The organism is Holdemanella biformis DSM 3989 (genome assembly GCF_000156655.1).
Classification (GTDB): Bacteria; Bacillota_I; Bacilli_A; order Erysipelotrichales; family Erysipelotrichaceae; genus Holdemanella; species Holdemanella biformis.
This window is the reverse complement of sequence record NZ_DS996841.1, coordinates 406,273-417,798: the sequence shown is the minus strand read 5'-3', so window position 1 is coordinate 417,798 and position 11,526 is coordinate 406,273. Positions and strand designations below refer to the sequence as shown.

The window sequence follows — 11,526 nt, the reverse complement described above, 5'->3', positions numbered from 1 at the left end:
TGGTTGTCGGGCAAAAATCCCGAAAGCCTTGATATTGCGGCACTTTTCCCTCTCTGACAACCATGACAACCAATATTATAAAGAAAAAGGAAATAGTAAAAAGATAGTATCGCCCGATAAAGAAAAAAGGTTTTTTGATGTCCGTTGTCGGAACTTCGTTGTCAGACCTTTCCTTGTCGGGCTTTTTTCATTTAATTAGGAGGAATATCGTATGACAAATATTGTGAACAGTACACTACCCACCCAAAATAACCATTCGGAGAAAAACAAACCGGATGGAGTTTTTGTGATTAAGCAAGGCAAAACAAATTATAAAGTCAAAGTGTTTTTTGATCATAGTAGCGGTTTGACTGCTGAGGACAGATTGAAACGCATTATTCAGGCAGAAGCAGAGAGAGAATCTGCGTAAATAATATGAAAAATATCCACGCACCCCCTTGACAAAAGCTTTCAGAAGATACTCTCCTTGCGGCAATGGAAACAGCTGGAAATAAGGAATTCGATGAAGATACAGAAAAGAAAGGATTAGGAACTCCGGCAACAAGAGCCGGTATCATCGAAAAACTGATCTATTCTCAGTATGCCACCCGAAAAGGCAAACAGATCCTTCCGACAGACGATGGAAAAGTTCTTGTAGAGATTCTGCCAGACTTCCTGAAATCTGCGAGTATGACTGCAGAATGGGAAAATCAGCTGCTCTTGATGGAGTATGGAGAGATTGCACCGGAACAGTTTATGACCGGGATTAAAAACATGCTCACCATGATGCTGAATGGATGTGATGCAATCTCAGAAGAAGAAACCAGAAGATTTCAGACCAGAGAAAGCATTGGAACCTGTCCGGTATGTGGCAGCCTGGTATACGAAAGCAAAACCAACTTCTATTGCAGCAACCACGATTGCCACTTTGCTCTCTGGAAAGAGAATCGCTATCTGCAGAGCATGGAAAAAGCCATGGATAAGAAGATGGCTGCAGAACTTCTGAAAAGTGGAAGTGTGCATGTAAAAGACTTGTATTCCAAAAAGAAGAATATGTACTTTGAGGCAGATCTTCTTATGGATGCAGATGAAACCGGAAGGGTGAATTTCTCTTTATCCTTCCCACAAAAGAAACCAAAAAACAAAAGCAAAAAGAAATAAGAAAACAGATTAGAGGAGGAAACGAAAAATGAATTTTAATGAATTTGTAAATGAAGTAAAGGACAATATCAGACTCTTTTTACCAAAGGATTATGAGAATGCAGAAGTATCAACGATGGAGTGTCAGAAACTGAACCGTGCCTATACGGGATTGATGGTGAGAAAAGAAGGTGAGATGCTTACCCCGACGATCAATCTTAATCAGCTGTATGAAGCATATAAAGCACAGCCTGGCGTAACAATGGAAACTGTATGCAGAAAGATTGCAGATATAGTCATTGAGGCACCGATACAGGTTGATCTGAAATCCATTTTAAATTATGAAGACGTGAAGGACAAGCTGTTTATCCGTGTATCATCAGCCGAAGCAAATAAGGAAGTCCTCGAAAATGCGCCGCATCAGCTGAAGGAAGACCTCGCAATTACCTATCATGTGGCAGTAGGCAAGGATCAGGATGGATTAAGTTCCATGTTTATCAAGAATGATCTGCTTGAACAGTATGGAATCTCGGCAGAACAGCTTCATGAAGATGCGATGAAAAGTTCACCGCATGTCATGATCCCGGAGGTATCAAGTATAGGTGCATTGATAGATGAAATGTATCAGAAAAATATTCTCATGCTGACACCGGATGAACGTGAAATGCTGCAGGAAACATTGCAGGAATCAAGTGAGATGCCGACATTCTTTTTTGTTACGAATACAGAAAGAATTGATGGAGCCGGTGTGATCTTTTATCCGGAATTCATGGATAACATGGGGGAACTTCTTGGAAATGATTTCTTCATTTTGCCATCATCCATCCATCAAATGCTGGTCTTTCCAGATGACGGGCAAGTGGATGCAGAAATGTTAAGAGATATGGTAAAAGAAGTAAATGCCACTCAGGTAGCCCCCGCAGAACGCCTTACCAATGATGTATATCACTTTGATACAAAGGATCATGTCTTTGAAAAAGCTGACAGATTCACAGAACGTCAGAAAGAAAAAGAAGCACAGGCTGCAAAAACGGAGAAAGCCGGAAAAGAACAGCCGGATAAGAAACCGAAAGCAAAGAAACATGATATGGAACTTTAATACCAAGCATGAAAAACGTTAAATGAGCAAACACCCTGCGGCATAAAGAAATGTCGTAGGGCGTTTTTGGAAAGGAGTATTATGGCAGAACAAAATAAAACTACTACTATTCCACTGCCGGTTCAGGGAAAAGATATGGACAGCATTATGCAGTCACTGGAATCCGGTGTGGAAGAACTTTTTACAAGCAATCGCTATCAGGAATTTCTAAAAACCATGGCAAAGTTTCACAATTATTCCTTTAACAATACAATGCTGATCGCTATGCAGCGACCGGATGCAACACTTGTTACCAGCTACAAAAACTGGCAGTCCATGGGTAGACAGGTTATGAAAGGTGAAAAAGGAATTACAATCATTGCACCGGCACCCTATAAGAAAATGAAGGAAAAAGAGGTTCTGGATGAGAATCAGCGTCCAGTTATGGGAACTGATGGAAAACCAAAGACGGAACAGGTGGAAGTTACGGTTCCACATTTTAAAGCAGTTACCGTCTTTGATATTGCTCAGACATCCGGGGAACCGATCCAGACACTGGCACCGGAATTATTGACTGCGGCTGTACAGGATTTTGATTCTTTCATGCAGGCTATTCAGAAAATATCCCCTGTACCGATACGATTCGATGAGATTGATGGTAATGCCAATGGATATTATCACAATGCAGATAAGGAAATCGTGATCAAAAAAGGGCTCAGTGAAAGTCAGACCTTAAAGACTGCTATTCATGAAACAGCCCATGCTAAACTGCATGACAAGGAAATCATGGAAAGCCTGGGTGTAGAAAAAGACCGTCTGACAAAAGAAGTTGAAGCAGAATCCGTTGCTTACTGTGTGTGTTCTTCCTTTGGTTTGGATACATCGGATTATAGTTTTCCTTATATTGCAGGTTGGAGCAGCAGCCGGGAAATGAAGGAAATGAAAGCATCTATGGATGTGATCCGCAAGACAGCCGGTGAAATGATCGATCAGCTTACAGAAGAACTGGAAATCATTCTTGAAGAAAAACAAAAAACAGAATTACATGAAAAATACGGCATTCTGGTAGATGCACTGGAAGCAGCTGGATACCGCTATGATTATCGGGAAAGCGAACCGGGACATATTGTACTGGCACCGGATGGGACACATGAAATTGCCGGGTATTTGCAGTTTGAATCATGGGGAGATATCAAAGATTGGCTGGAAGATACGATTGCAGAAGGAACGGATATTTCGGAAAGAGTTGATCGGGCTTTGTATCCATTTAAGTTTGATTATACCCTAGAGGAAGAAATGTTCAGAGGTAATGGTAACCGCTATGCGATTTACCATGTGGATGAAGGCACACCGGGAAAACAACATTTATTTATGAATATGGCAATGGTCAAAGAAGATGGCATTACAATCGATGCAGCAAATTATAAATGTGTCTATTCTGGCAGATTACATGGAAATGAAAAGCTGGATGATTTGTATGCCGTATTCAACGATAATCCACCGGCAGATTATAAAGCACATTCTATGTCGGTCAGTGATGTTATTATTACAAACCGTGGTGGGGATATGCAGGCATATTACGTGGATCGATTTGGATTTGCAGAACTTCCAGACTTTGCAGCACAAAGAGAAAAAATACTCGATATTGTCCCGGAAATAGAAAATGTGGATTATGAAAATGATCTTACATGTATCAGCTTTTATGCGGCTGAATGTGCTGAATTTCCTGTAATGGGTGAAGTACATTATGACCTGACATTACCAGAAGCCTTGGAAGCTTATGAGAAAATCCCATCAGAACGTATGCATGGACTGAAATGTGTTGGCTTTGATCTGAAAGACGGAAGTGATTATGAAGGAATGCAGAGTCTGATGATCGAAGGAAAAATACAGAAAGAATTCTTGAATTCGATTCCTGGATTTAGAGAAAATTCTTATGTGCAAAATGCAATCAGTCGTGTGGAAAAGTACTTGGAAGAAAGACATCCAAATGTGGAAAATCCTCTGGAATCCAATAAGAAAGTGGATAACGAAAAAAATATAAGCGAAGAAAAAAACGAGAAGGAGCTGAATATACAGATGAAACCAATACCGAAAAAGAAAAGGGGGGAAATGAGCCTATGAGAAATGTAAACCTGGAAGAAAATGAACTGACTATTACTGCTATCTTCCAGCAGCACACAAAGGAAGAAACAATCCAAACACTGAAAGAAGCTTTGGAAGTTTTGGAACAGGAAGAAAGTGATCCTGAGAATGATGAAATAATTGAGATTATCAATTCTACAGTTGGAAAATTACAGCAGATCGAAGACAAATACTACTATTCTCTGGATCTGAATTATTATCTGAATAACTTGGAGGACGATGCCTATGAAGCTTAATCAATTTGCAGTCTACCGAGTAGATCAGCAGACAGCAGGAAAAGCACTGTGGCATCTGCCATATCAAGAAGCAAGACAGCAGAATGTGTCGATTACTGTCGAAAATTACCGAGTAATCTCGATTCATGAAATGCAGGAAGAAGAAAAAGTCGCTGACATCTGGAAACGAATGAAAAAGCAATGCGAAGTCAGTGACGTACTTGTACTGAACAGGGATGGAGAAATCAACTGCTACTATGTAGATGAGAACTATCCACAGTATCTGGCCGGATTCATTCGTATCAATACATCGGGCGCACTGATCACTATGAAGACTGAGAATTATCAAATTGACGGAAAAAAAGGGAACTGGATTGCAACAGACACCATCATCATCGACGGGAAACAGTTTTATCTGATGGAGCATCAAGTATACCGGGATCAGGCTCAAGGTGTTATCCTGGATGCCTATGGAAAAATGGTTGTCGAAGAATGTAAGAAATTCGACGAAAAAACAAAACAAAAGATCCATAATTACATTCAACAGCAGGCACCGCTAAATTCAGTCGAACAGTTAAAACAAGATGGTAAAATCCGTCTGGAACATTACCAGAAGTTCTACCAGAACGGCACTTATGAACGAAGCAGAGAATCCGGTACCGAAGCCAATTATGATATGGTGGACGGTCTGGTAAATAATCAGAAGAAGAATCCAGAAAAGATCTCTAATGCCCGCAGCAACAAACAGACTCCCAGAAATCAACAGGATGGCAAACCTAAGAAACGAAGATCCGTGATTAAACGACTGCATCAGAAACAGATTGCTATTGCTCGTCGGTCCGGAAAGCCGATACCAAAGTACCTGGATCAGGAAATGGAAAGAAAGCGGGGGTAGAATATGCGAAGGTTAAAGTGTGAAAAAGAAACGATTATTCTGACCAATGAAGATGACGGATTCTATGATGTGTATACCTTCAATCAGAGCTTGCAGAAACGGTTGAGATCCTTTGCTGAGAAGTATCCGGATGATTGCTGGTTGAAAGGAGCTTCGGAAGATGGCAGTGAAACGTATATGATCAGAAAGGGACGGTTATCATTGAATTTAAGACCACCCTATTCCAAGGATAGGATTCATAAAGCAACCGAACGAATTATTGAAGAACAGAAAGAACAATCAAAGGATTCATAGAATGCGATTTAAGAGAAAAAAGCCTCATGACCATGAGGAAAAATGAAAGCAAAATACGTTAGTTGATAAAGTGTATAGGCTCAAAAGGGAAAGTGCCCTTTTGGGCCTTTTTAATTTAAAATAGTTCTAAAGAACAAGTTAACAATCTGTAGATTCTGTATGTTTTAAAGATCAATCGTTATACTAGTTTTAGACCGAATTATCGTTCTAAAGGAGGTGTCACAATGGATTTAAAGGCGGTTGGTCAGAGAATAAAAGCTGCAAGGGAAGCTAAGAATCTTACACAAGAAGAATTGGCAGCACTGGTAAACTTGAGTCCAACTCATGTAAGTGTTATAGAGAGAGGACTGAAAGTAACAAAACTTGATACTTTTATTGCGATTGCAAATGCATTAGATGTTTCAGCAGATACACTATTGATTGATGTTGTGACACATTCGGTTAGCGGCGTTACGAATGAATTATCTGAAATGATAGAGAAACTACCTAAAGAAAAGCAACAGAGAATTATCAATGCAGTGAGAGCATTGGTGGAATAAATACGTGAATAAGAAGATGGAAGGGCTTATTGCTCTTCTTTTTTATTTGGTTTAACGTGAAAATATGATATAGTAGTTCTAAAGACTTATATATAATTCTAAGGAACTTGATAAAATGAAGAAAAAAAATATAACACTTGTATTTGTTGCTATCGTTTTTTCGATTATTGTTGGAATGATAATTGGGAAAAGCTTATTAAAGCATAAAGAAGGTGAGCCAGATGTAGTTGGCAGTTTTTCTATGAATAGAGATGAGAATCTTACAGTAGTTGCTAACAGAAAAAATATTTCTGATAAAGAAGCATTTACAAGACTGCTTTTAAAAATGTACAAAGAGAATTCATTTCATTCAATAAAATTTTCTACAGATCATGGATATGCAACCAGCCTTGATATGACCGTATATTCTTGGAAAGAAGATATCGAAAATGGAAAATCCATTATGCAGATAGAATTTAGACCGATTGAATATGGAAAAGATTATGATATTGTTCATAATCCGGATAAATATGTGCTTTTTATCGATGGAACAGAAATAAAATGAAATATATAGATATGCAGGTAAAGCGCAGAAAAAGAGGATTGCTCAACACAGGAGGATATTTTCAATTACCCTCAAAATGATAAAAGCGAGGCAGCGGAAAATCCGTTGCCTCATATCAGTATTATGACAATTAATCTAGTTCCGCCCCTAACTCATACCTCCAATACTCCGCCGCCTCATATTCCCTAGGTTCTGAGAGTACCGGTACAGTAAAGAGTTCAACCGGAACACCGAGTGTTGATGCGAAGAGTTTCATAAGATCCTCTTTTGGCGTTCGGACATCGCTTTCATACTGAGCAATCCGGACATCAGCACAGCTGTCGGGAAATCCAACAGCCATCCCAAGTTCTTTCTGGGTGAGATGATTTTTTTGTCTTAAGTGTTTTAATTTTCTTCCAAATGTAATCATATTATTATTCTCCTGTGCTTCCAAATGCCCCGGTTCCTCGTTCTTCACCGAGGTCCAGGACAAAGTCTGCGATCACGACCGGTGTGATCACCAGCTGACCGACGCGTGTGTCTTTATGAATGGTCTGAGAAGATGTGCTCACGTTACTGATAATGGCATGGATCTCACCACGGTAACCGGAGTCAATCGGTGGAAGTTCGCATACCAGTCCTTTTGCTGCCATGTTGCTTCGAGGAAAGACATATCCGGCAAATCCATCCGGGATGATGAGACCGAATCCAAGCGGAATTCTTGCAATCTCACCTGGTTTTAATACGCAATCATAAGGCATGAATACATCAGCACCGGCATCATTTTCATGTGGCCGGAAGGGATGATGATCTGCTTTCAGACCAAAGTCAATCAGTTTAATCTTTATGGCTACTCACCTCCTTCCTGATGAGCAATGGATAATCAGTTTTTAAAATATCTGACGGCATCCAAAGTTTCAAAATAGGATTCTGGCAGGACATCTGTTTTTCCATACAGCTACCTCTTTGACAGAATGGACCGGTCAGATCCGGTGCAAAAAGAATCGGGCTTAATTTGTACAATCTCTGCCAGATCTGTAGCATCACAATCCTTGTTTCATCCGTATTTCTTCGGCAGGTTCTTTGGCCAATCATATGCTTCCACTGGTAAGGTGTCGCGCTGATGATCAGTACGTTTCGAAGTCCCTGAGGTGTGGCATATCCGGCTGAATCATGATCAATGCCTAAGCCACAAAGCTCTGCATAATGATCCAGATCTGACTGACAGCTTTTCTTGTAAATATCCTGGATTTCTTTATCTGCTTTCATGATTCCATATGGAATAGCAAATGCAGCATGACCGGAATAATTGCTGTACTGCAGAGATGCACTCATGTACTTTACTTCGTTCTGATGTCTTGTGATCTGTGCCAGGAAGCGTCTGCTTGCACCAACAACAGCTACGGTAATGACCATGAATTTCTGCACGGTTGGATGCGGAAGCCCTGCAATGTTTTCTACAGTCTTCTGACTGTAGGATTGACGGTAAAGATCCATCAGATCTGCCATGTTCTGGATCGTATGACCGTGTTGTGTGAGTCTGGCAGCAAAGACCATATTCTGTTCTGCTTCCCGGATTCCATAGCAGTTTAAGATAGCTGTTTCAATGTGATCCATAGGCCTGTTCCTCCTTTACCAGAGCTTTTAAAAGGATCAGATAATTGATGCAGTCTGTGATTTTTTCATCCCACTGTTCCATGTCAAAATGTAACAGAGTGGAATAACACATATCGTAAAGGGATACGACATGTTTCGACATCATACCGGCCAGTGCTGCTTTTGGATCGCAGTTTTGTAAGGCGGCAGCAATCTTGAATGCACTGAGGCGGTCAATATTGTCACCGGTATATTCTTTCTTTTTATGTGCCAGAATATCGGCACACTTTCTCATCTGAAGTTCAAATACAATATTAAATTCTTCTTGTGTCATGTGATAGTTCCTCCTTTGTTTTGTGATGGTTATCTTTCGAGATCCTTGGTTTTTGATCTTACTGGTTCCGGAATCTGCATCTGAAGAATGAAATCAATATTCTGATCGGCAGTATCCAGATCTTTTATTTTTTCTTTCAAGCTGCTTATTGCTTCTTCTTCGGAAGCTATCTGCTGTTGCAGTTTTTCTTTTTGTAAAGTCAAGGTTTTTAGGCTTGTCATCTTTCCATCCTGATAAAAGGATCTCAGCCAATCTCTGGCTTCTTCATATTTCTGAATTTCCTTCTCATGTTCTTTCCGGTACTTTCCTTTGTACTTTGCTTTTGAAAACTGGGAATAAACTTCCTTATTTGCATAGTACTGTCCGGTATAACGGATCTGATTGTTGAGGATCCTTAGATCGGAACGATGCTGAGCAACCTGTGTCTGCATTTCTTTTAGTTCCTGCTTTGAGGCAAGCAGTGTGTTTTTCAGATCTGACTGCGTATCAAATCCATGTTCCTGCACATAGATAATGGTATTTGCCATTTGCTGCAGGTTAGAAAGTTTTACCCGATGAGCATAAGCCGGGCTCTGCATTGCTTTCACATTTGTCTGGAGATTTACAACCAGGCGCAGGTGAGATCTGACGTAGAGAATGGTCAATGGATCTTTGCGTAAGAAAGTCTGTTCCAGGTATTCTTTTCCATATCGTGTTCCCAGTACACGTTCAGTAATCCGCTTCTGTCGATCAGGATGAAGATAGCTGTATCTGCCACGATGCTCAATCACAGAGATTTGAAATTGTTCCAGAAGTTTGGATTGGAATTCATCAAAACTATTGGATGTGGCAGCACATTCATCAATTGCATTTCGCAAATATTCTTTCTGTGTAAGGAACACGGTGGATGTTGGTTTGAGACCATCTTCGATGATTTTCTGGTTGATCTCATCCAGGTTTTGTTGGCCATGTTTCTGTGCCATATACTCTTTCTGAGTGATTTTTTTCTCAGCCGGTGCAAGAAGATCTATTTGGTGAAGTCCTTCCTGTTGGCACCGATCCATGACGGTTTTCTTAAAAGTGTTCATGAATTTATCAGTGGATCGATGCTTGTAACCGGCGGCTTCATCATGTGGTTTATCCATATATGGCTGCCTTTCCACTGCAGTCTTTCGCACACTGTTGATAACGATGTGAGTATGGATATTTCCGGATTCATTGTGGCCATCGGTGTGAGTAACTACCAGTGCCTGATATCCGGGAAACATCTGCTTTGCAAGTTCCAAACTGATTGACTGTGCTCTCTTTCCGGTAAGTCCATTCTCTGTCACATCGGCTGGATCGTAGCTGATAATGTAGTGGTGACTTTTGATATCTTCACGTTTCTTATTTTTGTGAAAATGAGCATTTGTCAGTTCACATTCCTTGTCAAAAGACATCGGATCACAGTTCAGCCCATCCATATAAAACTCTTTTCGCAGGATGCTTCGTCCGGATTCATCTACAATCTTTTTCCCGGTTTTTTCATCATGTTCAAACAGAAGGTAATTGATAGCAGCCGAGTAATTTGCATTTCTGCTTTTAATGTGTTTTACGATTGCCATTCATACCACCTGCCAGTTTCAGTACCTCTTTTCTCAATAGGAATAAGTCCGTGATGCACTGATGGATTTCATTTTCTATAGCACGAGACTGACTGCCACCACTGTTAAAATGCTTGGCGATCTGATTGAGATTCGATCCGATTTTTCCATATTCACTGACCAGTTTTCTGAGATCATTCATGTCTGCAACAACTTCAATTTGGTGATTGATTTGCTTTTCCAATAGAAGTTTCCTCAGATATTCTGATCGGCTAACAGATAAACAAGCAGCGCCTTGGTCTAATAAATCCAGTTCGACATCTGTAAGACGTAATCCTATAAAATGTCTGTGATTCAGTTCTTTATCTTTGTTTTTTGTTCTCATACTCCTCCTTTCGCTGAGACTATTCCTCCCGCCGGGAATCCACGTATTTCAATATCGGCTGTCCCTTCCGATATTAGAAATAGTGCTGTGAACACCTTTAGGTGGAACCAACAGACAAGTGAAACGTCTGTTATTGAGAGGGTATGGGGAGATCCCCATCAAGATAAATCCCATAGGAGAACAGGATGCCAAATGGCAATACTGTTAAACATGGGTGGATCTTGCTCTGTATGTGTACCCCTCTATATAACGAAACGCTCAGAGGCTGTTTTACAGTGGGGGAAAAGAAAAAATATCAAAAAAATAATGATTAATGGTGAGCTTGTGATAGAATGAAAAAAAGAGAAAAGCATAAAGGATGTAGTTGTGGAGAAAATTTGTTATGATTAGAAAGTTGCTGAACGGAGATATCGATAGAGTTGCTGACATATGGTTAAAGACAAATCTGAAAGCACATTATTTTATTTCCAATCAATACTGGAAAAGTAATTATGAATTAGTAAAAGAAATGATGTCACAATACGAAGTTTATGTGTTTGAAGCAGATAAAATGATACAAGGATTTGTAGGACTAAATGATGAATATATAGAAGGTATTTTTGTCTCCGATGAAATACAGTCATGTGGCATAGGTAAGTTTTTATTAGATTATGTTAAGGATAAAAAAGTTAGCTTACGATTAAATGTATACCAGAAGAATGCCAGAGCAATTTCTTTTTACCAAAGAGAAGCGTTCATTATTCAATGTGAAGGCTTGGATGAAGCTACTGGTGAAAAAGAGTACACTATGCTATGGAAACGAAAATAGAAATCGGGATTTGTAGTAAAGGAGGTTTACAAT

Annotated in this window: 15 protein-coding genes and 1 pseudogene; 10 read left to right on the top strand and 6 right to left on the bottom strand. The window is 39.9% G+C overall.

Annotated elements, in window-relative coordinates:
• Positions 1-211: 211 nt before the first annotated feature.
• The 9 genes and pseudogenes from EUBIFOR_RS03530 (at position 212) to EUBIFOR_RS03490 (ending at position 6,829) form a co-directional block, all read left to right on the top strand.
• Entirely contained in the window at positions 212-409 is a 198-nt protein-coding gene (locus EUBIFOR_RS03530) for a hypothetical protein (RefSeq protein WP_003864557.1), read from the top strand.
• Positions 410-456: 47 nt separating this feature from the next.
• A pseudogene (locus EUBIFOR_RS03525) lies at positions 457-1,140 on the top strand (DNA topoisomerase); the annotation flags it as partial.
• A gap of 28 nt (positions 1,141-1,168) precedes the next feature.
• Positions 1,169-2,218: a DUF5688 family protein gene (locus EUBIFOR_RS03520; protein ID WP_003864555.1), complete on the top strand. Its 1,050-nt coding sequence runs from the start codon at positions 1,169-1,171 to the stop codon at positions 2,216-2,218.
• 81 nt (positions 2,219-2,299) lie between these two features.
• Positions 2,300-4,321, top strand: a complete 2,022-nt coding sequence (locus EUBIFOR_RS03515) for a YodL domain-containing protein (protein ID WP_003864554.1) — start codon at positions 2,300-2,302, stop codon at positions 4,319-4,321.
• Positions 4,318-4,578 (top strand): transposon-transfer assisting family protein, encoded by a 261-nt coding sequence (locus tag EUBIFOR_RS03510; protein WP_003864553.1) that lies wholly within the window; start codon positions 4,318-4,320, stop codon positions 4,576-4,578. Before EUBIFOR_RS03515 ends, EUBIFOR_RS03510 begins: the two co-directional genes overlap by 4 nt.
• Positions 4,568-5,452: a DUF4316 domain-containing protein gene (locus tag EUBIFOR_RS03505; RefSeq protein WP_003864552.1), complete on the top strand. Its 885-nt coding sequence runs from the start codon at positions 4,568-4,570 to the stop codon at positions 5,450-5,452. Before EUBIFOR_RS03510 ends, EUBIFOR_RS03505 begins: the two co-directional genes overlap by 11 nt.
• 3 nt (positions 5,453-5,455) lie before the next feature.
• A complete protein-coding gene (locus EUBIFOR_RS03500) occupies positions 5,456-5,746 on the top strand; it encodes a hypothetical protein (RefSeq protein ID WP_003864551.1) in 291 nt (96 codons plus the stop codon).
• 224 nt (positions 5,747-5,970) lie between these two features.
• Entirely contained in the window at positions 5,971-6,285 is a 315-nt protein-coding gene (locus EUBIFOR_RS03495; RefSeq protein WP_003864550.1) for a helix-turn-helix domain-containing protein, read from the top strand.
• Between the two features lie 115 nt (positions 6,286-6,400).
• Positions 6,401-6,829, top strand: a complete 429-nt coding sequence (locus tag EUBIFOR_RS03490; protein ID WP_003864549.1) for a hypothetical protein — start codon at positions 6,401-6,403, stop codon at positions 6,827-6,829.
• 130 nt (positions 6,830-6,959) lie between these two features.
• On the opposite strand, the gene EUBIFOR_RS03485 is transcribed toward EUBIFOR_RS03490, so the two are convergent.
• From EUBIFOR_RS03485 to EUBIFOR_RS03460, 6 genes are read right to left on the bottom strand one after another with little or no spacing between them, the layout of a single operon-like run.
• On the bottom strand, positions 6,960-7,238 hold the full coding sequence (locus EUBIFOR_RS03485) for a helix-turn-helix domain-containing protein (protein ID WP_003864548.1): 279 nt from the start codon (positions 7,236-7,238) through the stop codon (positions 6,960-6,962).
• 4 nt (positions 7,239-7,242) lie between these two features.
• Positions 7,243-7,629, bottom strand: coding sequence for a dUTP diphosphatase (locus EUBIFOR_RS03480; protein ID WP_261795740.1), 387 nt, complete (start codon positions 7,627-7,629; stop codon positions 7,243-7,245).
• Positions 7,630-7,645: 16 nt separating this feature from the next.
• Entirely contained in the window at positions 7,646-8,425 is a 780-nt protein-coding gene (locus tag EUBIFOR_RS03475; RefSeq protein WP_003864546.1) for an FAD-dependent thymidylate synthase, read from the bottom strand.
• On the bottom strand, positions 8,412-8,738 hold the full coding sequence (locus tag EUBIFOR_RS03470) for a hypothetical protein (RefSeq protein WP_003864545.1): 327 nt from the start codon (positions 8,736-8,738) through the stop codon (positions 8,412-8,414). The genes EUBIFOR_RS03475 and EUBIFOR_RS03470 overlap by 14 nt, the downstream gene beginning before the upstream one ends.
• Positions 8,739-8,767: 29 nt before the next feature.
• Positions 8,768-10,321 (bottom strand): relaxase/mobilization nuclease domain-containing protein, encoded by a 1,554-nt coding sequence (locus EUBIFOR_RS03465; RefSeq protein WP_040466122.1) that lies wholly within the window; start codon positions 10,319-10,321, stop codon positions 8,768-8,770.
• The gene (locus tag EUBIFOR_RS03460) at positions 10,299-10,685 is read right to left on the bottom strand and encodes a plasmid mobilization protein (protein WP_003864543.1); all 387 of its coding nucleotides are present in this window, start codon (positions 10,683-10,685) and stop codon (positions 10,299-10,301) included. The genes EUBIFOR_RS03465 and EUBIFOR_RS03460 overlap by 23 nt, the downstream gene beginning before the upstream one ends.
• Before the next feature lie 382 nt (positions 10,686-11,067).
• Here EUBIFOR_RS03460 and EUBIFOR_RS03455 point away from each other — a divergent pair, with 382 nt between their 5' ends.
• Entirely contained in the window at positions 11,068-11,493 is a 426-nt protein-coding gene (locus EUBIFOR_RS03455) for a GNAT family N-acetyltransferase (RefSeq protein WP_003864541.1), read from the top strand.
• The last annotated feature ends 33 nt before the right edge of the window (positions 11,494-11,526 follow it).